We start from the raw sequence: 22,097 nt of genomic DNA on the forward strand, positions 1-22,097 counted from the left end.
GACTCCTCGCGCTTCCCCTTCCCCGCCCCCGGGGACGGCTTCCCGCCGGCGCGGCCGGGGGACGGTACGTCCTTCTCCCCGCGGAGCGTGGCACCCGGGGCCGACCGCGCGATGTGTGAGTCCATGGACTCCCACTGACACACAGCCGCCCGATTATGCGCACCCCGTACGGAGTCCCGGAAAATTCACCTTCCCGCCGCCCGAGACCAGTCCGCGGGCGGTCGGGGGCAGCCCGCAGGCGGTCGTCTCAGAGGGCCAGGCTCACCTCAGAGAGCCAGGCCCACCATGATCGGCTCGTTGACCAGTGTGACGCCGAACTTCTCCGCGACGCCGTCCCGCACCTCGCGGGCCAGCAGCAGAAGGTCGTCCGCGCTGCCCGACATTCCGGGATTCGTCAGGGCGAGGGTGTGCTTGGTGGAAATGCGCACCGGGCCGCGGGCGTACCCCTTCGGGAAGCCGGCCTGCTCGATCAGCCAGGCGGCCGGGACCTTCACCGTGCCGTCCGGGTTCTCCCAGCGGGGGAAGCCGGAGGCGCGCAGTTCCAGTTCGGCGGCCTGGTCGGGGCGGAGGACCGGGTTGGTGAAGAAGGATCCGGCGCTGCGCGTGTCGGGGTCGGCGGCGTCCAGCACCATGCCCTTGGACCTGCGCAGCTCCAGCACGGCCTGGCGGGCGTCGGCCACCGGCACCCGCTCGCCGAGCGCGACGCCCAGCCTGGCCGCCAGTTCCTTGTAGGCGATCGGGCCGGACAGCGCCGGGCCGGAGCCGGTGCCGCGTTCCAGCGCGTAGGTGACGTCCAGCACGAGGTAACGGGCGAGGTCGGCCTTGAACGCGCTGTGCCGGTAGGCGAACCCGCACCCGGCGGCGTCGATCTCCCGCGTCTCGCCGGTGACCCGGTCCAGCACCCGGACCCGGATGATCGTCTGCGCGACCTCCTGGCCGTACGCGCCGACGTTCTGGATCGGGGTGGAGCCGACGAGGCCGGGGATGCCGGACAGGCACTCGATGCCCGCCCATCCCTCGGCCACGCTCCGGACCACCAGCGCGTCCCAGTCCTCGCCGCTCTGCGCCGTCACCAGCACGCGGTCCCCGGCGTCCGCCACCTCGACACCGCGCGAGGCCACCCGCACGACGAGGCCGTCGAAGCCCGCGTCGGACACCACCAGGTTGCTGCCGCCGCCCAGCACGAGCACCGGCTCGCCGGCCCGGTCGGCCCGGAGCACCTCGGCGGCCAGCTCACCCGCCGTACCCGCCTCGACGAACGCCCCGGCCGGTCCGCCCAGCCCCAACGTGGTGTACGGCGCCAGCCGCACACCCGACAAACGCTCGGTCATGAATCTTCCTCACACGCCGGTAGGGTCAGGCCAGCCTACGGCGTGCGGGAGGGTCCGCTCGTGCGCAGGAGGTTCAGCACGCGGTCATGAGTACGCCGGGACTCCCGGTCCTCGTACGCCTGGTCGACGTCGTCGCGGCCCCGTTCCTGGTGGACCGGCAGCCTCGCCTCCGGCACCACCAGCTCCCCCGGCAGGGTGAGGGAGAACTCCAGGTCGGCGTGCCGGTGGAAGAAGGCGCGGTCGGGGAAGCCGCCCGCCTCCAGCGCCGCGGAACGCCTCACCGCGAACAGGTTGCCGCGCAGCGCGCGCACCCGGCCGGGTCCGGCGTCGTGCCACTCCCCCTCCGCGCCGGGCTCCGCGCCGCGCCAGCCGGCCGCGGTCGCCCCGGCCCGCACCGCCTCGACCAGCGGCGTGACGGCGTCGCCGTCCAGGACGGTGCTGGTCTCCAGCACCACATGCACGTCCGCCGTGTCGATCCGCAACAGCTTCGTACGGCTCGCGCCCCAGCCCGCCGAGCCGTCCCGCCAGTGCGGGCGCTCGGCGACGTGCAGGTCCCGGATCCGGCCCGGGTGCGCGGCGGCCAGCTCGTGCAGCACGGTGCCCGCGCCCTCGACGTCGCCGAGGTCCAGCGCGAGGATCCCGGCGTCGGTGTGCGCGATCAGCGCGTCCACGCACTTGCGCAGCTCGGCCGGTCCGCCGTCCACGACCAGCCCGACCGTCACGTCGGGCGTGGGCCTCTTCGCATACTCCTGGGTGCCGCCGGCCACGCCGACCGCCTCGTTGACGCGGGAGACGGCCAGGCTCGCGTCCCACAGCACCTGGGAGGCGACCATCGCCTCGGTGCCCGGGGACTCGCCGGTCTCCTCTTCCTCCTCCGCCGCCGGGGGCGGGTCCACGGCCGCGGAGACCGGGAGCGCGGCCACGGTGGGCCACACCTCGAACGGCGGTTTCGGCGTCAGCTCGAACCCGCCGGCGGTGTCGTGGACCAGCCAGCCCGCTTCCTCGATCTCCGCCCGCAACACGTCCGCCGCCGCGAAATCGCGCTCCGCTCGTGCCTTGGCCCGCTGCTCGGCGAGCCCGGTGACATGCCTCGGTGGCTCAGTCGCTTCGCTCACCCTGGTCACGCTACCCACGCGAACCGGCGTTAAAAGGACCGTCAGGCTAGGCGAGCTGGACCACGGCCCGCGCCCTGGACAGCACCCGGGAGTCACCCGACCGCGCGGTCAGGGCGACCACCACCCGCTTGTCCTCAAGCTTCTGCTCGATCACACCGCTCACGGTGACGGTCGCGCCCTGGTCGTCGTCCGGGACGACCACCATGGAGGAGAACTTCACGCCGTAGTCCACCACGGCGCCGGGGTCGCCCGCCCAGTCGGTGACGAACCGGCCGCCCTGCGCCATGGTGAACATGCCGTGCGCGATCACGTCCGGCAGGCCGACCGTCTTGGCGAAGCGCTCGTTCCAGTGGATCGGGTTGAAGTCGCCGGACGCCCCCGCGTACATGACGAGGCTGACCCGGCGCACCGGGTAGTCGGCGGCGGGGATCTCCAGGCCGACCTCGACGTCGTCGTACCTGACCGTCGCGCTCACGCCGCGCCTCCCCGCTCCACGATGGTGTTGTAGGTCGTGCACACGTGCTCGCCGTCCAGCGTCGTGACGTCGCTCTTGACGGTCAGCACCTCGTTGCGGCCGATGCTGCGGATGTCCGTGATCGTCGAGGTGCAGAGCAGCTCGTCACCGGCCCGCACGGGCCTGGCGTACTCGAACCGCTGCTCGCCGTGCACCACCATCGCGAAGTTGAGCCCCAGCTCGGGATCCGCCAGCGCCTCGCCCGCACCGGCGAGGGTGAACACGATGGGGAAGGTCGGCGGCGCGATGACGTCGGGATGGCCGGCCGCGTGGGCCGCCTCGCGGTCGCGGTAGATCGGGTTGTTGTCACCGATCGCCGCCGCGAACTCTCTGATCTTCACGCGGCTGACTTCGTAGGAGCTGGACGTCTGGTACGTCCGGCCGACGAAATCGCGGTTCAGGGCCATCGTCTCGGGGCTCCTTCGGGGATACGAGAGCTGCTGAGGCCGACGGCGACAGAGCGCAGGCGTCGACCCGCCCCTCACCAGGGATCTGCCCCGACCGGCCGCCCACAACCTATGGGCCCGCGTCGGCCCGGCCGCCGGAGTTTTGACTCTGCCGAGACGGCCTTGACACAGAAGTGATCTCCGGCCGGATGGCCGGGACGTCACAGCCAGCCGGACAGCCCGGCCGGACACACCTCGGCCGGACACGGTGAAATAACGCTCGGCAGCTCGGAATCCCGGAGCGCCGACACCGGTCGCGCCCGCCTTGCCCCCCACATACGGCTTCGGCGGGCGACCGGAGGAGAAGCGCTTAGCGGGTCTCGCGGTGAGGCTGGTGCGTCTTGCAGTTGGGGCAGTACTTCTTCAGCTCAAGCCGGTCCGGGTCGTTGCGCCGGTTCTTCCGCGTGATGTAGTTGCGGTGCTTGCACTCCTGGCAGGCCAGCGTGATCTTCGGCCTTACGTCGGTGGCAGCCACGTGGGAGTGCCTTTCTACGTTCGGGACTGATGGACAACCCAGGCCAGGCCACCCTCGTGGGGGCCCGGCAGGGTAGTAGCGGAGGCCGGACTTGAACCGGCGACACAGCGATTATGAGCCGCTTGCTCTGCCTGACTGAGCTACTCCGCCTGGTAGATGCGTCGAAATCGACCAGCTACGCAAGGATACCCGACCCATGCGGGTATTGCGCACCTGGCCGAATCGCGTGACCGAGTGAGAATCACCCAAGCCAAAAGCCCCAACCACTGGTCAGGGCTTAAGAGCGGTCGAGCCCCTTTACGGAATCGAACCGTAGACCTTCTCCTTACCATGGAGACGCTCTGCCGACTGAGCTAAAGGGGCCTGTCTCGCTTCGCTCTGCTTTGCGCTTCGCGCTGCGGACAGGTGTAACCATACACGGCCCTCTGGGCTGATGCGAATCGGAATCACGGGGCGGAGGAGGCGCCGATCACGGCCTCTCGCCGGGTGTGGACGGCCTCCCGCCGGGCGAAAGGGATCACCTCACACAGATCGGCCAGATCGACGTGCCGGGCCACCTCGGCGACGGACACGCACTCGGCGATCAGCCGGCCGTGCCTGTGCAGCCGGAGGACCTGATGACCTGCGAGGACGCCAGGAGTGATCTCTATCCCGTCGGGACCCACGAATCGGCTGTTCACGAGGGGACAGACTAGGACCGCGCCCCGACAGTTTCACCAGGCGACACCCGTCCCGTACCGATCGGGCGCACCAGCGCTACCAGGCGGTCTTGAGGCGGTAGTACCCGATGAGGTCGCGCAGCACGGTGACGTCGTCCAGCCGGACCCGGGTCCCGGTGCGCAGGGCGTTGATCATCTTGCCGTCACCGACGTAGATGCCCACGTGGTGGGTGCGCAGCCCGTCGCCGGTGGGTTTGCCGTAGTAGACGAGGTCGCCGGGCAGCACGTCCGGCGACGCGACCTGACGCAGCCGGAGCAGGTGGTCGTCGGTGGTGCCCATGCCGAGCACGTCCTGCCCGAAGGCCAGGTCGTAGATCCAGCGCACGAGCCCCGAGCAGTCGAGCCCGACCGTTCTGGCCGCCGGGCAGGGCCGGATCGACCCGCTGTAGCCCAGGCAGGTCCCGCGCGAGGGGCCGGGCGACGCGGCGTGCCCGCCGCCCCACGAGTACGGGATCCGGCCGCCGTCCCACCCCGGCAGCCCCTGCCCGTCCCGCACCGCGTACGCCAGCGCCGCCGCCGACGTCAGCCGCCCCTCCCAGTCCGGCACCCTGCCCACCTGCGGCACCGCCGCCACGGCACACACCAGCAGGACCACTCCCACCAGCACCGCCCGGACGATTCTCCTCACCTTTCGGATTCTGCGTCATGACAGGCGATACCGCTGCTTCCACAGCTTCCTTCCGGGGCCACTGGACACCTGATGGATCACTGATGGCGGAAGAGCCGTCGAGCCTCGACGGCGGGGCCACGGGTCCCACCACGCTTTGAGAGGAGGGCCGAACCGCCGCGAGGGTGGGGGCGCGCCTTCACGTGGGTGGGGCGGGGGTGCGTCTGGACGAAGGTGGGGGCGGGGTGCCGCCGGTGTGGGGGTGGTTTCGCTAGAATCACGGCTACTGCTACGGGAGAAGAGCTTCGGCGCTCGCGGGAGTGTGGGCCCGCCGACCTCGCTGATCGCGTCCGTGGGGGAAGGTGACCGAGCACACGCATCCGAGCACCCACCGGCACGCCGGGCGCTCCGCCCGCCAGGTGCCGGGCGCGAGCCCGCCCACCGTGCGAGCCGAACGCGACACACCGCCCACCACGACGGCAACCGATCACAACACCACGCTCACCACGTCGGCGACCGGTCACGACACCGAGCTCCCGGCGGCGACCGTGGCGGCGCGGGACAGCACTCTCACCACGACGATGACGAGGTACGACGCCGTGCCATCCGCGGCGGCGACGGGGCGGGACACCGCGCCCTCCATGGCGATGACCGCGCCCTCCATGGCGATGACCGCGCCCTCCATGGCGATGACGAGGTACGACACCACGCCATCCACGGCGGCGACGGGGCGGGACTCCGGGCTCACTGCGGCGACGGCCGGGCTTGACGCGTTGCTCGCGGCGGTGATCGGGCTGGTGGCCGCCTTCGGCTCGCTCGCCGCCGTCGAGGGGCTGTGGCCGGGCTGGGTGCCGGCATCCGTCGTGGCGGTCGGCGGGGTGGTCGCCTGGTGGCGTTCGGCGCCGCTCGCCGCCTTCGCGGGGGGCGCTTCGGCGATCTTGATGGTTCTGGGGCACACGTCGTGGCCCGCGCTGGTCTGCGGCGCCCTGGTGGGCTTCGCGGTGACCCGGTGGCGGGCGCCTGGTGGGACACGGTGGACCGCCACGATGCCCAGGCTCACCCGGGTGGGCGACGTGCCGGTCATCCTGGTCCTCGCGTGGTCCGGCTGGCTGGCCGTTCCCTGGTCCCTCGGCGGCCCGGCGCAGGTCCGCCCGCCGGCCGCCGAACCCGCCCACCGCGACACTCCCTCAGCCGCAGCCGGCCTCACCCCGCCCCGAGCCCCGTCCCCCCTCACTCCCGTACGCACACGGCAGGCGGAGGCCACGCCCCGGACGCAAACCCCGGCAGGGGTGGCGAACGTCCCGCAGAGCGCTACGGAGGTCGCGTCGCTGGCCGGGGTCTCCGCCGCAGCGACGCAGGCCGACAAGGAGGCGCGGGCGGACGAAGCGACAGCGGGGACCGGAGTCTCCGTCGTAGCGGCGCGGGCGGGCGAAGTGGTGGTGCGGGGCGATGAGGAGGCGGTGCGGGCGGGTGAGGTGGCGGTGCGGGCGGTGCTGGAGGAGCGGCGGCGGATCGCGGGTGAGGTGCACGATGTGGCCGGGCACGGGCTGGCGGCCATCGCCATGCAGGCCGGGATCGCGCTGATGATGCTGGACGAGCAGCCGGAGCAGGCGCGCGAGTCGCTGGAGGCGATCCGCGCGACGAGCACCCGAGCCCTCGCCGAACTCCGAGCCGCCCTCGACACGATGCACCCACTCCCCGCACGAACGACGAACACGACGCTCCCGTCCCCCTCCCCCTTCCCGTCCCCGTCCCCGTCCCCGGCAACGGCAACGGCAACGGCAACGGCAGGGGCAGGGGCAGCGGTGCCGGCAACAGCGGCAGCGGACGCCGTGCGGGGCGAGCCGGGGTTGCGCCATCTGCGGCAGGTGGTGGACGCCGTGCGGGCGGGCGGGCTTCCGGTGGAGCTGGAGGTGGGTGAGCTGGGCGGGGTGCCGCATGCGCACGTGGACGCCGCCGTGTACCGGGTGGTGCGCGAGTCGCTGACCAACGTGCTGCGGCATGCCGGGCCGACCAGAGCCGTGGTCCGGGTGGCGCACGAGCCGCGGGCGGCCGGGTCGGGCGACCTCGTCGTGGAGATAGCCGACCGGGGGCGCGGGGTGCCGGGCGGCACGCTCGCCGAGGGGCGTGGCCTGACCGGTATGCGCGCCCGGGTCGAGGCGGCCGGCGGCGGGTTCACCGCGGGCCCGCGCGAGGACGGCGGCTTCCGGGTGGTCGCCCGCTTCCCCAAGGCGACGGCGTGACGACCCCCCAAGGCGATTCCATGACCAGAGCCCCGCGGAAGAACCCCGTAACCAGAGCCCCGCAAACCAGCCCGCAACAGAGCCCCACAAACCAACCTCGCGACCAGAGCCCCACGGGAGAACCCCGTGACCAGAGCCTCACGGAAGAACCTTGTGATCAGCCCCGCAAACCAACCCCGTGATGAGAGTCCCCCGAAAGAGCCCGGTGATCAGAGCTCTTCGAAGAGCCGCCGTGCCCTCGGTCCCTGGGGCGCATCCGTGAGCCGTGACGTCGGGGTCGCCGCGTGATTGCGGACGCGCGGGGCGGTGGTGTGGGTGGGGAGCCGATCAGGGTGGCGGTGGTGGACGATCAGGAGGTCGTCCGGATGGGGTTGCGGGTGCTCATCGAGCGGGAGGCCGACCTGGAGCTGGTCGGGGAGGCGGGGGACGGGGGCGGCGCGGTGGAGTTGGTGCGCGAGACCCGGCCGGATGTGCTGCTGCTGGACATCCGGATGCCCGGCATGGACGGCGTGCAGGCCCTGCGGGCCATCTCGGCCGAGCCCGAGCTGCGCGGCACCAAGGTCGTGGTGGTGACCACGTTCGAGCTCGACGAGTACGTCTTCGAGTCGCTTCAGGCGGGGGCCAGCGGGTTCATCCTCAAGGACAACGCGCCGGCGGAGCTGGCCCAGGCCGTACGGGTGGTGGCGGCGGGTGAGGCGCTGCTGTCGCCTTCGGTGACCCGGCGGGTGATCGGCATGTTCGGTCGGCACGTGGCCGACGGGATGGCTCCGGTGGCGGGGCTTGAGGAGCTGACGCCCCGGGAGCGGGAGATGGTGGCCTGGGTGGCGACCGGGCGTTCCAATGACGAGATCGCCCGGGAGCTGGTGCTCAGCCCGCAGACCGTGCGCACGCACGTCAGCCGGGCCATGGTCAAGCTGCATGCCCGCGACCGCGCCCAGCTGGTGGTCTTCGCCGTACGAGCCGGGCTGACGATCCCCGGGCGGTGACCCGGCCACGACGGCCCGCCCGGGAAGCCCTGCGACCGCCCGGGTAGACCCGGCGGCCCGCCGGGGAGGGACCGGCGGAAAGCCGGGAGCGGTCCGGCGGGTAGGCGGGTTTATCTGAGGAAGCCTTCGTAGTGGCGTTGCTGGAGTTGGCTTTCGATCTGTTTCACGGTGTCCAGGCCCACGCCGACCATGATCAGGATGCTCGCGCCGCCGAACGGGAAGTTCTGCTGCGTCTGCGGGTCGCCGAGCAGCACGAAGGCGATGATCGGGATGACGGACAGTACGCCGAGGTAGGCGGCGCCGGGCGCGGTCAGCCGGTTGAGCACGTAGCCGAGGTACTCGGCGGTCGGCCGGCCGGGCCGGATCCCCGGGACGAACCCCCCGAACCTCCGCATGTTGTCCGCGACCTCGACCGGGTCGAACGTGATGGACACGTAGAAGAACGTGAACGCCACGATGAGCGTGAGATACGTGAAAACATAAACGGGATGGTCACCGGAAACGAGGTAGGCCGATATCCAGCCGGTCACCGGATTCGGCTGCCCGCCGTCGAGGAATCCCACGGCGAGTTGCGGCAGATAGAGCAGGGACGATGTGAAGATGACGGGGATGATCCCGGCCTGGTTGACCTTGAGCGGGATGTAGGTGCTGCTTCCGCCGTACATTCTGCGGCCGACCATGCGTTTGGCATATTGCACGGGGACGCGGCGCTGCGCCTGTTCGACGAAGACGACGGCGGCGACCAGGAATCCGCCGACGACCATCATCGTGACGAAGGCGACCACGTCCTGCCGGAGGATTCCGAGTAGATAGGCCGGGAAGAAGGCGACGACCTGGGTGAAGATCAGCAGGGACATGCCGTTGCCGACCCCGCGTTCGGTGATCAGCTCGCCGAGCCACATGACCGCGGCCGCCCCCGCCGTCAGGGTCACCACCAGCGTGACCACGGTCATGAGGTCCTGGCCGGTCAGCAGCGGGTGCGGGCAGTTGGGGAAGATGCCGCCGGTTCTGGCCAGTGCGACGAGTGTCGCCGCGTTCAGCACGGCGAGGCCGACCGCGAGATAGCGGGTGTACTGCGTGATTTTCGCGGTGCCGGAACTCCCCTCTTTCTTCAGCGCCTCCAGCCGGGGGATCACCACCGCCAGCAACTGCATGACGATGCTCGCGGTGATGTACGGCATGATGCCGAGCGCGAACACCGAGAGTTTCAGCATTCCGCCGCCGCTGAAGAACTGCACCGTCTGGTAGAAACCGGCGTTGTCCCCCGTCTGCGCCTGGGTCAGGCAGCGCTGCACGTTAACGACGTGCGCACCGGGCGCGGGCAGGAACTGGCCGAGCCGGAACAACGCGATCACGGCGAGGGTGAACAGAATCTTCTTGCGCAGATCCGGTGTGCGGAAAGCGCGGGCGAACACGCTCAGCACGGTCGCCGCACGGGGCTGGTGGGTCACAGCCGTGATTGTTCCGGCGGTCCGGTGCCCGGATCATCCGCCCGGACGCGGCTTCCGGCCTACGCGGATTCGCGTACACGGCCGGCGGAGGACGAGTGATCTTCGATCTGGGCGAAGCCGTACAATCCCGGGATGACTCTGGCGATCTGCCCCCTCACCCCCGAGGTCGTTCACCAGGTGGCCCGGATGGCCACCGTGCCCAGCGACGAGCGGTCCTTCGACAATTTCCTGGCCGGCCTGGGCTGGCGGTATGCGGGCGGCTTCGACGACTCCTACCAGACGGCCGCCGGGCAGGTCGTGTGGTCCACCCACTACGCCGCCTCGGGCCGGCCGGACCAGGTGGTGTGGGCCGCGTTCTGCGTGTACGACCCCGAGTACGACGACGAGCAGAACGCGGACTACCTCGCCGAGGTGTGGGGCGGGCCGGACGGCTGGACCCTGCGCCGTGAGGAGGGCAGGGCGGCCTTCGACCTGGCGTGGGACTCCGCGGCCGAGATGGTGGGCGGCATCCTCGGGCCGCCCGCGGTGACGGCGGTCGAGCGGGAGGCCGTCGGCGACGACCGGGAGGAGGAGTTCCGGATGGCCGTGTGGCGGAACGGCGACAGCGTGCTCGCCCTGGCCCAGGACGCCGACCCTGTGTGCTACTCGAACTTCGTCTCCGACTTCCTGGTGGCCGTCCGCTACCCGGCGGATCGCCCGCTGCCGCCCGCTGCCGACCTGACCGAGTGGTACCAGGGCCTCCAGTGAACCGGGCGCCCAGGACCGGCCGGAAGGCCACGCCCCCCAACGCGGGACGCCCCCGCTCAACTCGCGGGTTCAGCTCACGTTGGTGACCGGTAGGAGGCCGCGCTCGGCGAACACCTTCTTGGCGATGAGGGTGGCGTTGATCGCGCGTGGCATGCCGCAGTAGACGGCCGAGTGCAGCAGCGTCTCGGCGATCTCGGAGGCGGTCAGGCCCACGTTGAGCGCGGCGTTGATGTGCACGTCGAGCTCGATCTCACAGCCGCCCAGCGCGGTGAGCACGCCGAGGGTGACCAGTTGCCGGTCCCACGGCGGCAGCTCGGGGCGGGCGTACATGTCGCCGAACGCCCAGGCCACCACCTGGTGGCCCAGTTCGGGCGACACGTCGGCGAGCGAGCCGACGACCCGCTGTCCCGCTTCGCCGTCCACCTGTTCCAGAACCCGCATGCCGTGCTCGTAACGTTCCTGGCGGTTCATAGCGTCTCCTTCAGTGGGTGATGTCCCGATCCTGCCGCCGCCGGGATCCGAATCCGTCTGCCGGGAACCTCCTCCTATACTTCCCATGCCCTGGAGGTATGGATGGAACTACGGCTGTTGAGCTATGTGGTCGCGATCGCGGGGGAGGGCAGCGTCAGCGCCGCCGCGAGACGGCTGCACCTGAGCCAGCCGACGTTGAGCCGCCAGCTCCGCGAGCTGGAGCGCTCGCTGGGCGCCGAGCTGTTCACCCGCGCGGGCCGCGGCATCGCGCCGACCCCCGCCGGCGAGGTCCTGGTCCGGCGGGCGCGCACGGTGCTCGCCGAGGCGGAGACGCTGCTGGCGCTGGTGGCGGCGGGCTTCGGGGCCGCCGTGCTCCCCGACTCGCGCCGGGCGTTGCGCCGGGTCGGCGTGACGCCCCGGCCGCTGGCCGGCACGTCGACCACCCTGCACCTGGTGTGGCGCTCCGGCGACGCGAACCCGCTGGTGGAACGGGTCCGCGGCGCCCTGACCGACCTGGGATGACGTACCGTGCCGTGCCGAGGGCCGCCCGTTTCCCGGGGCCTTACCGGCTTACGACGGCCTTACCGGCGGCCGGGCATCGTCCCGTCCATGCCCGTCACCGCGCGCTCCGGCCACCCGGCCGGTTCCCGGGGAAAAGCCGTCGCCCTCGCACTCCCCGCGCAGGCGGCCCTCCTCGGCGCGGCCGTCTGCCTGCTGGATCTCACGGTCCTCCGGTCGGCCACGACCCGGTCGCGGCGGGACGTCGAAGGCATGGCGCTCCCTGCGGGCGCGCGCGCCGAACTGGCCGGGTACGAGACGCTGGCGGGCACCCGCCCGGCCCTGCTCTTCTTCACCGCCGCCACGGCCCTCCTCACCTGCGTCGCCGTCCCGCTGTGGCGCGGTTCGGCACCGGCCGCCTCCCCGGGGGGCGCGGCGGGCCGGGGGGTGGCGGCCGGGCTGTTGGGGGTGGGGTTCCTCACGCCGGTGTACCTGGCCGGCCTGCTCGCCGTGTCGTCGGTGGAGGCGTATCCCACGCTGTCCTGGGAGGTCGCGGAGGACCTGCTGGACGCGGCGATCCCCGGCTGGTACGGCCACGCCCGCGCGGCGCTGCTCGGCGTGGCGGCCGTGACGTACCCGGCGGCCGTGTGCCTGCTCGCCCGGCCCGCGGCCACCGGGTGGCGGGCGCGCCCCGCTCCCGGGACGGCGCTGCTGCTCCTGCGTCTCCTGCCGCTGTCCGGCGCTGTGGTCACGGTGCTCAACCTCGTCGCGATCGGCCAGGCGCGCCGGCAGGCCGAGGAGACGTTCCGGAGGGACCCGGACCACTACACGGGCGCGGGCGAGTTCTATCTGGACCAGGCGACCCGGACGACGTGGACGTACGCCCTGGCGCTCGCCGTCGCCGGGGCGGGCGCCCTGGCTCTGGCCGGTCTGGCGCGACGGCACGGGGTCACCGCTCCGCTGCTGGTCGCGCTGGGTGTCGCCGGGCCTCCCCTGCTGTTCCTGTGGCTGCTGCTCGCGGGCGGCACGCCGTTCGTGCTCGGCGGGGCGTCGGGTGAGCCCGTCCCGGTCGTCGCCGGCGACGGACCGCCCTGGTACCTCCCGGCGATCCTCACCCAGACCTCCCTGGCCGCCCTCGCCTACGTCGTGAGCGTCGCGCTGATCCTGCGGGCGGCCGGCAGGGTCTTCATGACGTCGCATCCCGGTGCTAACCTGACGTCAAAGTGACGCCATCCTTGGCGTCACAGCGTGTTTCGCCCGCCCCAGCGCGAAGGACAGGCCACGACACCATGCCGAATCATCTGCCGGAACCACTGGTACGCGTCTCCGACGAAGACCGGGACCGGACCGTCTCCCGGCTTCAGCAGGCTTTCGCCGAGGGATTCCTGACCTCCGCCGAGCTGGAGGACCGGATCGAGCGGGCCCTGACCGCCAGGTCCCGCGCCGACCTGACGCCGGCGGTCGCCGACCTGCCCGACGATCATCAGGTCGTGCGGCTGACCTCCACCGGCGGGCACCTGCGGCGGACGGGCGACTGGCAGGTCCCGCGGCTGCTGCGCGCCGAGTCCGAGTACGGCAACGTCCTGCTCGACCTGTCCGGCGCCCACATCGAGCACCCGGTGATCGACATCGACCTCCGCCTCGCGTACGGCTCCGCCACCATCGTCCTGCCGCCCGGCGCGACCGTGAACACCGACGAGGCGCTGACCACCTGGGGCAGCGTGAGCTGCAAACTCCCCGGCCGCCTGGGCCGCGGGCGACTGCACGTCCGGGTGACCGGCGAGGTCGCCTACGGCCACCTCAGGATCCGCCACCCGCGCCGATGGCTGAGGATCCGGCGCCGCTGACGCGTGCCACTCCGTCGGTGCGGTTGCCGGAGAGACGCGGCTTCCGGTCCACCGGGACCGTCCGGCACGGCGAGCGCGAGCACGTCATGCTCGTGATGCTCGTGCCGGCGGAGGACGCTCGGCCGGTGCGCTGGGCGAGACGCAGCTCCGTCAGATAGCGCTTGGTGACGCTTCCGCCGTACCGGCCGTCGATCAGGCCGCCGACGCAGGCGAGCAGGCCGTCGCGGGCCGCCGCCAGCAGGGCCAGGTGACCGGAGTAGGTGCGCAGCAGGTCGAGGTACTCCGCGGTCGCATACGTCAGCTCCCACTCGTAACGGTGGAAGGCCACCGGCCCGAACCGCCCCGACCGGCGCACCTCCTCGCCGTCACGCGGGATGCCGGCCGCGGCCGTCAGGCGCAACCCCGGCGGCGTCGCCGGATCGAACCGCTCGTAACAGTCCTGCACCTCGGCGAAGAACTCCGCGCTCCCGCCGGCCACATGGTGGGTGGCCACCGTCGCCAGCAGGCCGCCGGGCCGCAGCGCGTCCGCCGCCTTCGTCACCCGCACCGCCGGGTCGATCCAGTGGAACGCGGTCGCCGACACCACGACGTCGAACGGCTCCCGCGGCAACGGCCACTCCTCGAAGGCGGCGGTCACCACCTCCACCCCGGGGAACCGCGCCAGGTTGCGGCGTGCCACCGCCGCCATCTCGGCCCCCAGCTCCACCGCGACGACCCGGCATCCCGACTCCGCCAGCGGCGCCGTCGCCTGCCCCGTCCCGCACCCGATCTCCAGCACCCGGCACCCGGGCCCGGCCGACCCGAGAAGATCGTCGAACATCGCCTGCGGATATCCTGGCCGAACCCGGTCGTACAACTCCGCGACCCGCGTGAAACCTTTCCGCAACCGCTCCCGCTCCGCGTCAGCCACCCGAGAACAATACGGCCAAGCGCTCACGAGACGGGACCGGTTATCACGGCCCGGGACGGGCGAGTATCGTCCCTGGAAAAGTGGGCGGGACCAGGGGGAGCCGGGACGATGGCGAGCGACGACGTGGTGATCGACGCCGAGGGCAGGTACACCTCGGGGCGCGGCTTCGGGCAACTGGCGGATGAGCACGCTTCGTACCTCACCCGGCTGCGCGGCCATCTGGGCGAGGAGTCGCCGGTGCCGTACGAGGAGGTCTCCGGTCCCTACGCCGAGCTGATGGCCGCCTGGCTGGAGACGAGCGGGCAGGCGGCGGAGCGGCTGGGCTTCACCGGTGCGGCGCAGGTCATGATGGCCGACGGCAATGTCGCGACCGAGCGGGCCAACGAGCAGGTGAGCGCCTGGTGAGCGATCAGCTGGTCGGCGCCGGTTACGGGTTCTTCGGATCAGCCCGGCTGCCCGATCTGCCCGGTGTCGGCGTGCACGCGGACACCTGGGACGGGTCCGCCGGGCAGTCCAGGCAGATGGCCGACGACGGCGTGTCCGCCCTCCGGCTCGCCACCGCCAACCGCGGCCCGAGCGCCGGCGCCGCGCAGGAGCACGGAACCGGCACGGTGGGCGCCCTGCTCCAGGCGGGAAACCTCGGCTCCGTCACCGCGGGCGTCCTGCGCAGCCTTGAGGGCGTGAGCAACGCGATCAGATCCCATCTGGACGTGCTCGCCGGGATGGCGGGGATCGCGCTCGCCGCCGGTGCCGCCACGCCCGCGGGCCGCCTGCTGCTGACCCGGCTGCGCGCCGTGTTCACCCGCACCGCCGGCGCGCTCCGCCCGCTGATGCGGAAGTTCGGCGACATCATGCGCAGCCTGGCGGAGGCGGTGCGGCGCCGCGTCGGGACGAAGGGCGCCCAGAGCCCGCAGGCGGCGAGCCGGCCCATGTTCCCGCAGGCCGCCGAGTACGTGAACAACACCGTCCAGGGCGCCAAGGTCTCGCTGGGCAACGCGGAAAGGGTGATCCAGGAGAGGCAGCGGTTGATGACCCGGCTGAACTCGTCCTTCGACGACGGCACGCTCACCGCGGACGACCTCGCGCAGGTGCCCTACCTCCGGCAGAGCCCGACGTCGCACCCCCTGTACCAGGCCGAACGGCAGCTCGACAGCGCCCAGTTGACGGCCAACAACTACAACTCCGACATGAACCTGGCTGCCTTCAACTCGGCGAAGGATCTGCACCGCGACCTGGACGAGCTCATGGGCATCGAGGACGACCTGCTCCAGTGGCTACGCCGGAACAACGGCCTTGAGCCGTGGCCGGCCTGATCGGGGAAACTCTCCGCTGATCGCTCAGGAGACACGTGTGGGCACCTGCTCTATGACCTGCCGGAAGGCCGCCTGGATGCACCCCACCAGCCGATGGCCGCCCGCTGGAGCCGCAGGGCGAGCGCGAACGGCGAGCGCAGCCAGCCGGGCGCCGAGGCGCGGCCGGGACGCGGGGCCACCAGGGCGGCGCCGAGATCCCTGCGGCCCGCCAGCGTGTAGGCGCCCGCGACCAGGAGCCCGGCGAGGAGAGCCGAGAGGCCGAGCGGCCACCAGCGTTCGTCGGCCAGGACCCGGGTCTGCTGCGACCAGCCGATCGGGGACAGCCAGAACAGCGGACCGCCCTCCTGGCTCTGCATCGCCCCCGCGCCGCGCAGGGTCCACGCCGCGGCGAGCACCACGGCCGCGATCCCGTTGGCGCCCCTGGGGTGTTCGGTGATCTGGGCGGTGACCGCGGCGACCGCGGCGAACACCAGCCCGGCCGCGGCGAGGGAGGCGCCGAACAGCAGGGCGCTGCCGGTGGGAAACCCGATGCCGACCGCCGCGACGGCGGTGAGGACCGCGAGCACGGCGTCGCCGATCAGGGCCACGATCAGCGCGGCGGTGAGCTGGGCGTGCCGGCCCACGACGGCCGACCGGATGAGCTCGGCCCGGCCCGTCTGCTCCTCGGCCCGGGTGTGCCGGGTGACGAGCAGCATGTTCATCAGCGCGGCGGCCAGCAGGAACTCGACCCAGTAGGCGGCGAGGAAGTAGCTCTGCGAGGTGACGGCCCCGCCGCCGAAGACGGGCCCGGCGAGCGCCCGCATGAACGAGGCGCGGATCAGCTGCGTGGCCTCGGCCAGCGCCTCCGGCGTCGGGACGACGACGGTCGCGGCCGCATGGTGGAAGCGCAGGACGAGGGCCGCGACGGCGAGCACCCAGATCGGCAGCCTGACCCGGTCACGGCGCAGCGCCAGCCGTACCATGGCGCCGGTCCGGCCAGGTGGCCGCCCGCCGGTCCCGGTTCCGTACGGCTGCGCGCCGGGGTCACGGTGGCGGTCATGCCGCGTCCCCGGTGCCGTGGCGCTTCCCGTAGTGGCGGAGCATGAGCTCCTCCAGCGTCGGCGGATGGCTGACCAGCGACCGGATGCCGAATCCGCCGAGGTGCCGGACGGCGGCGTCGAGGTGTTCGCCGTCCACGCTGAACCGCACGCCGCCGTCCTCGATCCTCGCGTCGTGGACGCCGGGCAGATCCTGGAGGCCGGTCACCGGGGTCGTCGTACCGGCCTGGATCGTCGTCCGGCCCAGGTGGCGGATGTCCGCCAGCGCGCCCGTCTCGACGATCTTCCCGTCCCGGACGATGCTGATCCGGTCGGCGAGGTTCTCGACCTGGGCGAGGATGTGGCTGGACAGCAGGATGGTGCGGCCGGAGGTGGCCCGCATCAGGCCCAGCAGGATGCGGATGGTGGTGGACTTCCCCGCCCCGTTGGGGCCGAGGAAACCGTGCACCTCGCCGGTGTCGACGGTGAGGTCGAGCCCGTCCAGGGCGCGCGTCGGCCCGAACGTCTTGACGAGTCCGGATGTCTCGATGGCGGCGGTCATGGGTTTCTCCGATGAAGGGTCTCGTGGGGAGCGTCGTCCCGGTACGGCGGCGGGAGGCGGCGCGCGGGGGAGGTCAGGCGAGCGCCCCGGTCACCCGTGCGTCGAACTCGCGGTCGCTCAAGGACCTGTTGAGGTGCAGCAGGGCTTCGGCCTGCCAGCCGACGGCGTACCGGGTGTCCGGCCGGGCCGACTCGACGGCCTGCCGGATCGTCGTCGCGACGACGCCGGGGTCCGAGCCCGGCCCGTCCTGGCCCAGCCGCGCCTGCGTCTCCGCCACGCGTGCCATGGCCTCGGCGATCTGCCGGTAGGCCCCGTTTCCCGAGATCTCCCGCAGTTGCCGCGCCGTCCCGGCTTCGAACTCGGTCCTGATGATGCCGGGCTGGATGATGACGACGTCGATGCCGAACGGGCCGACCTCCATGCGGAGCGTGTCGGAGAACGCCTCCAGCGCGTGTTTGGACGCGTGGTACCAGGCGCCGAGCGGCAGGGCGATCTCGCCGCCGATCGAGGACACGTTGACGATCGTGCCCGACCGCCGTTCCCGCATCCCCGGCAGGACCAGTTGGACCAGCCGGGCCGGGGCGAGCACGTTGACCTCGAAGTGGTCCCGCGCCACCGTCGTCGGCGTGTCCTCGACCGCGCCGTGCACGACGGTCCCCGCGTTGTTCACCAGGACGTCGATCCGCCGGTGTTCGTCCAGGATGGTGCGGACGGCCCGCTGGAGGTCTTCTTCCTCGGTCACGTCCATCGGCAGGGGGTGACCTCCCGCCTCGCGGATCGCGGCCATCTTCCACTCCCGCCGCGCCCCGCCGTACACGATGTGGCCGCCGCGCAGGAGTTCGAGCGCGGTGGCGTGGCCGATGCCGGATGAGGCGCCGGTGACGAGGCATATCTTGGCAGCCATGCCAGGGGTCTCCTTGGGATTCACCGAGGGGGTTGGCGTCCCGGCGGCGTCGCCCGCGCCTCGGGGAGCCGGTGCGCGACGCCGCGTTCGGACACCTGGGAAGGCTACGGACGCGTTTTCGGATCCGGCAAGCTGGAAATGCCGTCGTCCCAGGTCAGAGCCGCATCGTTGGCGCAACGACGTTGTCGGCAAACGCAACACGCTGTCGCCGGCGGACATACTTGTGCGTGTGGGAGGCCATCTGACGTACGACGACCGCCGCAAGATCGCCGAAGGGCTGGCCGAAGGTCTCAGCTACGCGGAGATCGCCCGTCGCCTGGGCCGGCCGAGGTCCACCGTCGGCCGCGAGATCGCACGCAACGGCGGTCCGTACGGCTACCGCGCGGCCCGGGCGCAGCAGGCGACCGGATGGCGCGCCCGCCGCCGGCCGAGCCCGCCGCTGAGCGCGCCGGCCGCCGCGGACACCGGCGGGCGTGACCCCCGGGCGGTGCGGGAGTACGAGGACAGGCTCACCGCGGTGATGTCGGGGATGCCGCCGATGGCCGCCAGGGTGCTGGTCTGCCTGTTCACCAGCGACGCCGGCGACATGACCGTCGCCGACCTGGTCGAACGGCTGCGGGTCAGCCCCGCGTCGATCTCCAAGGGGGTCGGCTGGCTGGAGCAGGTCGGGCTGGTCAAACGCGAGCGTGACAGCCGGCGTGAGCGGTACCTGATCGACGAGGAGGTCTGGTACCGGGCGTGGCTGGTGGGCACCCGGTCGATGGCGCTGTGGGCCGACGCCGTCCGGGAAGGCGTGGACGTCCTCGGCGTCCAGACCCCGGCCGGCCACCGGCTGCACACCGCGAGCCGGTTCTTCCGGCTCCTCAGCGACGACATGGCCGCGGCGGCCGAGCATTACCGGCAGACCGTCTCCCCCGCCACCAGGAACGCCGACCGCGCGCCGTAGCGGGCGCCCCTGCCGGCTTCGGAAGGCACGCCGGCCCGAGGGGCTCGTTCCCGCGACTGCCGGGCAGGCCGGTGACAGGCGGCTAGAGGTGTGTCCCCTGGCCGGCCCAGGCGATGTCGTCCACCGCGAGGAACGGCTCGCCGGCCACGGTCGCGGGGGTCACGCCGGTGAACGCCACGACGTCCCGATGCAGATGGGACTGGTCGGCGTAGCCGCCGTCGGGCGCCGAACACCAGGGCCAGCGTGACAGCCGGGTGCGGGATCAGCCGGAGGCCGGCCGGGGTCCTGCCAAGGTCGCGAAACCCGGCCATGGTGACACCGGGCACCCGGCTGGGCCGCGCCGGTCGTGCGACGTCCCACACAGCCGCATCGTCACGATCGTGCACGGTCGGCCGCATCGTCCCATGCTACGTGCCCGTCTCCTCCTCATCCACGGGTCCGCCTCGCCGCCAGGTGACGGGGGAAGTGCCGATCGGTGGAGGCCGTCAGAGTGTGAGGCAGCCCGCGAGCGGGACTTCGGGCGGGATGGCGACGGCGCCGACGGGGTTGGCGACCGTGCCGGTCGTGCAGTTGGCCATCAGGACGGGGTCGATCTTCTGGATGGACTCCAGGACTGCGATCTTCGAGGGATCGGGGATGGCATGGGCGGGCGCGGCCGACAGGGCCATGCCGCCGCCGACGGTGATCACTACGGCGGCGACGTTACGGAAGGACGTGCGCACGGAACCTCCTCGCTGTGCGGGCGGGCAACCACGGGTCAGCACAGAGAGTAGTGTTTTGATCACGATTTGTAAACGGGATGAGAAACCGCCGTGCGGACGCCGATCCGGCGGCTCGCCAGAGGTAGGCGCCGCTTGACCGGAACGGCGTACTCAAGTTCAATACGAACTTACGTCCAGAGGTGGCCGCAGCAGACATCCCGTCGCCCTGCGGCTGCGCAATGTTGGGCGAAACGCCCAACCGAGGGAGTCACGGGATGTACAAGGAATTCGCCGCCGAGGCCGTGGTGTGGCTCGTGCCCATCGTGGTGCTGATCGGCCTCGCCCTCCTCATCACCTCCTGAGCGGCTGACGGCCGAGCCCCACCACTCAGGACTTCTCGCCGCGCCGGCGTGCCTCGGCTCAGGGCGGCCTCCCAGGTACGACCGTGGACATACGCGGAAGTTCCGACCGTGGACAGACGCGCCGGCGGGGATGGCTTTGACACCGTGTTCACGTGATCGAAGTCAGAGAGTTGACGAAGCGTTACGGCTCGACGCTCGCCCTGGACCGGCTGTCCTTTCACGTTCCCCCCGGGCGGGTGACCGGCTTCCTGGGGCCCAACGGCGCGGGGAAATCCACGACCTTACGCGTCATCGTCGGCCTGCACAGCCCGACGTCCGGCGTGGCCCTGGTCAACGGACGCCGATACGCGGAGATCAGCCGGCCGCTGCACGAGGTGGGCGCGCTGCTCGACGCCGGTGCCGTGCACCCGGGCCGCACCGCGTTCAAACAGCTCGCCTGCCTGGCCCGTAGTCACCGCATCGGCTCCGCAAGGATCATGGCGCTGCTGGAGCAGGTGGGGCTGCAGGACGTGGCGCACCGGCGCATCGGGGGTTTCTCGCTCGGCATGCGGCAGCGGCTGGGCATCGCGGCGGCGCTGCTGGGCGACCCCGGCGTCGTCCTGCTGGACGAACCGGTGAACGGCCTGGACGCCGAGGGCATCCGCTGGGTGCGCGGCCTGATGCGCACGCTCGCCGCGGAAGGCCGGACGGTGCTGCTGTCCAGCCACCTGATGAGCGAGATGGCCCTGACCGTCGACCACGTGCTCGTCATCGGCCGGGGCAGGTTGATCGCCGAGTCCTCGATGGAGGACCTCGCCAGGCGCTTCCGCCGCGACATCCTGGTCCGATCCCCGAAACACCTGGAACTGGGCGGAGTCCTGCGGGCCGCCGGCATGTCGGTGTCGTTCGGGCCGCGGGACGCCCTCACGGTGACGGGCGCCGACACCGCCACGATCGGCGATCTCGCCGCCGAGCGCCGCATCCCGATCCACGAGCTGACGCCGCGCGACGCCACGCTTGAGGACGTCTACCTGGAGATGACCGAAGAGGCCGCCGACTACCGCGCCGGCGGCGGAGAGAGCCGATGATCCCCACGACTCCGCGGACCGCACCGCCGAGGAACGTCGCGGCCGAAGTGTCCGCGCTCGCGTCCGTGCTGGACGCCGTCGCGGCGGAATGGCTCAAGCTCCGGACCATGCGCTCCGCATGGGCGCTCTCGGGCGGAGCGGCCGTGTCCACCCTGATCGGCCTGGTCGTCATCATGAGCCATGTGGGCTCCTACGACCAGGCCACACCGCAGGAGCAGGCGTCCTTCGAGAGCGCCGATCCAGCCGTCGCCGTCATGCCGTTGGTGGCGTTCTTCATCGGTTCGCTCAGTGCGCTTGCCATCACGACCGAGTACTCGACCGGTTCCATCGCCCCCAGCCTGGTCGCGGTCCCCCGGCGACGGATGCTGCTGGCCGCCAAGACCGTGGTGGTCACCTGTGTCGCGCTCGCCTGCGGCGTACTGTTCGCGAGCCTGTCGCAGATCGGCGCCGTTCTCATCCTGGGCGACCGGCCCGCGCCGCTCAATCCCTGGGCGCACTGGTGGGAGGCGGTCCCGCCCGCGACCGGCACAGCCGTCACCACCCTGGCCACCGGCCTCGTGGCGCTGGGACTCGGAACGATCCTGCGGTCGACGGCCGCGACGGTGGCGCTGATCGGGGCGCTCACCCTGGTGGTGCCGATGTTCGCGCACATGCTGCCGGAGCCCGTCCATCTGTGGGTGGCCTCGGTGCTGATTCCCAACCTCGCCCCCCAGATCGCGGGCGCGGACTCGGCGTATCTGCTGTCACCTCCCGCGGCGACGGCGGTCCTGGCGTTCTATGTGGTCGTGACACTGGCGGCGGCCGGTCTCAGCTTCTCGCGCCGCGACTCCTGATCTATCCCCGATGACCGGGCTTCCTGCCTCTGG

General features: G+C 71.9%; 26 protein-coding genes and 2 tRNA genes. 12 read left to right on the plus strand and 16 right to left on the minus strand.

The window, feature by feature from the left end; translation table 11 throughout:
* Positions 1–266: 266 nt before the first annotated feature.
* The 9 genes from QSK26_RS23140 to QSK26_RS23180 form a co-directional block, all read right to left on the minus strand.
* A complete protein-coding gene (locus tag QSK26_RS23140; RefSeq protein WP_285777323.1) occupies positions 267–1,331 on the minus strand; it encodes a UDP-N-acetylmuramate dehydrogenase in 1,065 nt (354 codons plus the stop codon).
* 35 nt (positions 1,332–1,366) lie between these two features.
* Positions 1,367–2,446 carry a glycosyltransferase family 2 protein gene (locus QSK26_RS23145; protein WP_285777324.1) on the minus strand — a complete coding sequence of 360 codons (1,080 nt, stop codon included), beginning with the start codon at positions 2,444–2,446 and terminating at the stop codon, positions 1,367–1,369.
* A gap of 46 nt (positions 2,447–2,492) precedes the next feature.
* On the minus strand, positions 2,493–2,921 hold the full coding sequence (locus QSK26_RS23150; RefSeq protein WP_285777325.1) for a MaoC family dehydratase: 429 nt from the start codon (positions 2,919–2,921) through the stop codon (positions 2,493–2,495).
* Positions 2,918–3,367, minus strand: a complete 450-nt coding sequence (locus QSK26_RS23155; RefSeq protein WP_285777326.1) for a MaoC family dehydratase N-terminal domain-containing protein — start codon at positions 3,365–3,367, stop codon at positions 2,918–2,920. The genes QSK26_RS23150 and QSK26_RS23155 overlap by 4 nt, the downstream gene beginning before the upstream one ends.
* A gap of 349 nt (positions 3,368–3,716) precedes the next feature.
* On the minus strand, positions 3,717–3,881 hold the full coding sequence (gene rpmG, locus QSK26_RS23160) for a 50S ribosomal protein L33 (RefSeq protein WP_093169131.1): 165 nt from the start codon (positions 3,879–3,881) through the stop codon (positions 3,717–3,719).
* Between the two features lie 76 nt (positions 3,882–3,957).
* Positions 3,958–4,031: transfer RNA gene (locus tag QSK26_RS23165), tRNA-Met, on the minus strand.
* Positions 4,032–4,171: 140 nt separating this feature from the next.
* A tRNA-Thr gene (locus QSK26_RS23170) sits at positions 4,172–4,244 on the minus strand.
* Between the two features lie 83 nt (positions 4,245–4,327).
* On the minus strand, positions 4,328–4,561 hold the full coding sequence (locus QSK26_RS23175) for a transposase (protein ID WP_285777327.1): 234 nt from the start codon (positions 4,559–4,561) through the stop codon (positions 4,328–4,330).
* A 76-nt stretch (positions 4,562–4,637) separates the two neighbouring features.
* The gene (locus tag QSK26_RS23180) at positions 4,638–5,228 is read right to left on the minus strand and encodes a C40 family peptidase (protein ID WP_285777328.1); all 591 of its coding nucleotides are present in this window, start codon (positions 5,226–5,228) and stop codon (positions 4,638–4,640) included.
* Positions 5,229–5,569: 341 nt separating this feature from the next.
* Here QSK26_RS23180 and QSK26_RS23185 point away from each other — a divergent pair, with 341 nt between their 5' ends.
* Both QSK26_RS23185 and QSK26_RS23190 read left to right on the plus strand, forming a co-directional pair.
* Positions 5,570–7,450: a sensor histidine kinase gene (locus QSK26_RS23185; RefSeq protein ID WP_285777329.1), complete on the plus strand. Its 1,881-nt coding sequence runs from the start codon at positions 5,570–5,572 to the stop codon at positions 7,448–7,450.
* Positions 7,451–7,791: 341 nt separating this feature from the next.
* Positions 7,792–8,436 carry a response regulator transcription factor gene (locus QSK26_RS23190; RefSeq protein ID WP_285777330.1) on the plus strand — a complete coding sequence of 215 codons (645 nt, stop codon included), beginning with the start codon at positions 7,792–7,794 and terminating at the stop codon, positions 8,434–8,436.
* A 110-nt stretch (positions 8,437–8,546) separates the two neighbouring features.
* Here QSK26_RS23190 and secY read toward each other — a convergent pair whose 3' ends face one another.
* On the minus strand, positions 8,547–9,860 hold the full coding sequence (secY, locus tag QSK26_RS23195; RefSeq protein WP_285777357.1) for a preprotein translocase subunit SecY: 1,314 nt from the start codon (positions 9,858–9,860) through the stop codon (positions 8,547–8,549).
* A 159-nt stretch (positions 9,861–10,019) separates the two neighbouring features.
* On the opposite strand from secY, the gene QSK26_RS23200 reads away from it, so the two are divergent.
* Positions 10,020–10,634, plus strand: a complete 615-nt coding sequence (locus QSK26_RS23200; RefSeq protein WP_285777331.1) for a hypothetical protein — start codon at positions 10,020–10,022, stop codon at positions 10,632–10,634.
* A gap of 69 nt (positions 10,635–10,703) precedes the next feature.
* On the opposite strand, the gene QSK26_RS23205 is transcribed toward QSK26_RS23200, so the two are convergent.
* Positions 10,704–11,105 (minus strand): carboxymuconolactone decarboxylase family protein, encoded by a 402-nt coding sequence (locus QSK26_RS23205; protein ID WP_285777332.1) that lies wholly within the window; start codon positions 11,103–11,105, stop codon positions 10,704–10,706.
* Between the two features lie 102 nt (positions 11,106–11,207).
* Here QSK26_RS23205 and QSK26_RS23210 point away from each other — a divergent pair, with 102 nt between their 5' ends.
* From QSK26_RS23210 to QSK26_RS23220, 3 genes are all read left to right on the plus strand, one after another.
* The gene (locus tag QSK26_RS23210) at positions 11,208–11,627 is read left to right on the plus strand and encodes a LysR family transcriptional regulator (protein WP_285777333.1); all 420 of its coding nucleotides are present in this window, start codon (positions 11,208–11,210) and stop codon (positions 11,625–11,627) included.
* Positions 11,628–11,714: 87 nt separating this feature from the next.
* Positions 11,715–12,830, plus strand: coding sequence for a hypothetical protein (locus QSK26_RS23215; protein WP_285777334.1), 1,116 nt, complete (start codon positions 11,715–11,717; stop codon positions 12,828–12,830).
* 62 nt (positions 12,831–12,892) lie between these two features.
* Positions 12,893–13,450, plus strand: a complete 558-nt coding sequence (locus QSK26_RS23220) for a DUF1707 SHOCT-like domain-containing protein (RefSeq protein WP_285777335.1) — start codon at positions 12,893–12,895, stop codon at positions 13,448–13,450.
* Here the strand turns inward: QSK26_RS23220 and QSK26_RS23225 are convergent.
* The gene (locus QSK26_RS23225; protein ID WP_285777336.1) at positions 13,404–14,360 is read right to left on the minus strand and encodes a class I SAM-dependent methyltransferase; all 957 of its coding nucleotides are present in this window, start codon (positions 14,358–14,360) and stop codon (positions 13,404–13,406) included. The genes QSK26_RS23220 and QSK26_RS23225 overlap by 47 nt on opposite strands.
* 108 nt (positions 14,361–14,468) lie before the next feature.
* On the opposite strand from QSK26_RS23225, the gene QSK26_RS23230 reads away from it, so the two are divergent.
* Both QSK26_RS23230 and QSK26_RS23235 read left to right on the plus strand, forming a co-directional pair.
* The gene (locus QSK26_RS23230) at positions 14,469–14,765 is read left to right on the plus strand and encodes a hypothetical protein (RefSeq protein ID WP_285777337.1); all 297 of its coding nucleotides are present in this window, start codon (positions 14,469–14,471) and stop codon (positions 14,763–14,765) included.
* Entirely contained in the window at positions 14,762–15,673 is a 912-nt protein-coding gene (locus QSK26_RS23235; RefSeq protein ID WP_285777338.1) for a hypothetical protein, read from the plus strand. The genes QSK26_RS23230 and QSK26_RS23235 overlap by 4 nt, the downstream gene beginning before the upstream one ends.
* A 50-nt stretch (positions 15,674–15,723) precedes the next feature.
* Here the strand turns inward: QSK26_RS23235 and QSK26_RS23240 are convergent, their stop codons facing one another.
* The 3 genes from QSK26_RS23240 to QSK26_RS23250 all read right to left on the minus strand — a co-directional run bounded on the left by QSK26_RS23240 (position 15,724) and on the right by QSK26_RS23250 (position 18,155).
* Positions 15,724–16,635, minus strand: coding sequence for an efflux permease Rv1217c-related protein (locus tag QSK26_RS23240; protein WP_285777339.1), 912 nt, complete (start codon positions 16,633–16,635; stop codon positions 15,724–15,726).
* Positions 16,636–16,708: 73 nt separating this feature from the next.
* Positions 16,709–17,251: an ATP-binding cassette domain-containing protein gene (locus QSK26_RS23245; protein WP_285777340.1), complete on the minus strand. Its 543-nt coding sequence runs from the start codon at positions 17,249–17,251 to the stop codon at positions 16,709–16,711.
* Between the two features lie 73 nt (positions 17,252–17,324).
* Positions 17,325–18,155: an oxidoreductase gene (locus QSK26_RS23250; protein ID WP_285777341.1), complete on the minus strand. Its 831-nt coding sequence runs from the start codon at positions 18,153–18,155 to the stop codon at positions 17,325–17,327.
* A gap of 229 nt (positions 18,156–18,384) precedes the next feature.
* Between QSK26_RS23250 and QSK26_RS23255 the strand changes: the two genes are divergently transcribed.
* A complete protein-coding gene (locus QSK26_RS23255) occupies positions 18,385–19,101 on the plus strand; it encodes a GbsR/MarR family transcriptional regulator (RefSeq protein WP_285777342.1) in 717 nt (238 codons plus the stop codon).
* A 485-nt stretch (positions 19,102–19,586) separates the two neighbouring features.
* On the opposite strand, the gene QSK26_RS23260 is transcribed toward QSK26_RS23255, so the two are convergent.
* Positions 19,587–19,823: a hypothetical protein gene (locus QSK26_RS23260; RefSeq protein ID WP_285777343.1), complete on the minus strand. Its 237-nt coding sequence runs from the start codon at positions 19,821–19,823 to the stop codon at positions 19,587–19,589.
* A 218-nt stretch (positions 19,824–20,041) separates the two neighbouring features.
* Here QSK26_RS23260 and QSK26_RS23265 point away from each other — a divergent pair, with 218 nt between their 5' ends.
* The 3 genes from QSK26_RS23265 to QSK26_RS23275 all read left to right on the plus strand — a co-directional run bounded on the left by QSK26_RS23265 (position 20,042) and on the right by QSK26_RS23275 (position 22,064).
* A complete protein-coding gene (locus QSK26_RS23265) occupies positions 20,042–20,164 on the plus strand; it encodes a hypothetical protein (RefSeq protein WP_285777344.1) in 123 nt (40 codons plus the stop codon).
* A gap of 152 nt (positions 20,165–20,316) precedes the next feature.
* Positions 20,317–21,231, plus strand: coding sequence for an ATP-binding cassette domain-containing protein (locus QSK26_RS23270; protein WP_285777345.1), 915 nt, complete (start codon positions 20,317–20,319; stop codon positions 21,229–21,231).
* A complete protein-coding gene (locus QSK26_RS23275) occupies positions 21,228–22,064 on the plus strand; it encodes an ABC transporter permease (protein ID WP_285777346.1) in 837 nt (278 codons plus the stop codon). Before QSK26_RS23270 ends, QSK26_RS23275 begins: the two co-directional genes overlap by 4 nt.
* The last annotated feature ends 33 nt before the right edge of the window (positions 22,065–22,097 follow it).

Origin of the sequence: Microtetraspora sp. NBRC 13810 (assembly GCF_030268685.1) — a bacterium.
Taxonomy (GTDB): Bacteria; Actinomycetota; Actinomycetes; order Streptosporangiales; family Streptosporangiaceae; genus BSRQ01.

Bases quoted from the DNA above. Each gene is read 5' to 3' on its own strand.
- QSK26_RS23140 (WP_285777323.1), bottom strand. From the start codon at position 1,331: ATGACCGAGCGTTTGTCGGGTGTGCGGCTGGCGCCGTACACCACGTTG.
- QSK26_RS23200 (WP_285777331.1), top strand. From the start codon at position 10,020: ATGACTCTGGCGATCTGCCCCCTCACCCCCGAGGTCGTTCACCAGGTG.
- QSK26_RS23220 (WP_285777335.1), top strand. From the start codon at position 12,893: ATGCCGAATCATCTGCCGGAACCACTGGTACGCGTCTCCGACGAAGAC.
- QSK26_RS23250 (WP_285777341.1), bottom strand. From the start codon at position 18,155: ATGGCTGCCAAGATATGCCTCGTCACCGGCGCCTCATCCGGCATCGGC.
- QSK26_RS23275 (WP_285777346.1), top strand. From the start codon at position 21,228: ATGATCCCCACGACTCCGCGGACCGCACCGCCGAGGAACGTCGCGGCC.
- QSK26_RS23230 (WP_285777337.1), top strand. From the start codon at position 14,469: ATGGCGAGCGACGACGTGGTGATCGACGCCGAGGGCAGGTACACCTCG.
- QSK26_RS23215 (WP_285777334.1), top strand. From the start codon at position 11,715: ATGCCCGTCACCGCGCGCTCCGGCCACCCGGCCGGTTCCCGGGGAAAA.
- QSK26_RS23245 (WP_285777340.1), bottom strand. From the start codon at position 17,251: ATGACCGCCGCCATCGAGACATCCGGACTCGTCAAGACGTTCGGGCCG.
- QSK26_RS23155 (WP_285777326.1), bottom strand. From the start codon at position 3,367: ATGGCCCTGAACCGCGATTTCGTCGGCCGGACGTACCAGACGTCCAGC.
- QSK26_RS23210 (WP_285777333.1), top strand. From the start codon at position 11,208: ATGGAACTACGGCTGTTGAGCTATGTGGTCGCGATCGCGGGGGAGGGC.
- QSK26_RS23205 (WP_285777332.1), bottom strand. From the start codon at position 11,105: ATGAACCGCCAGGAACGTTACGAGCACGGCATGCGGGTTCTGGAACAG.
- QSK26_RS23240 (WP_285777339.1), bottom strand. From the start codon at position 16,635: ATGGTACGGCTGGCGCTGCGCCGTGACCGGGTCAGGCTGCCGATCTGG.
- QSK26_RS23265 (WP_285777344.1), top strand. From the start codon at position 20,042: ATGTTGGGCGAAACGCCCAACCGAGGGAGTCACGGGATGTACAAGGAA.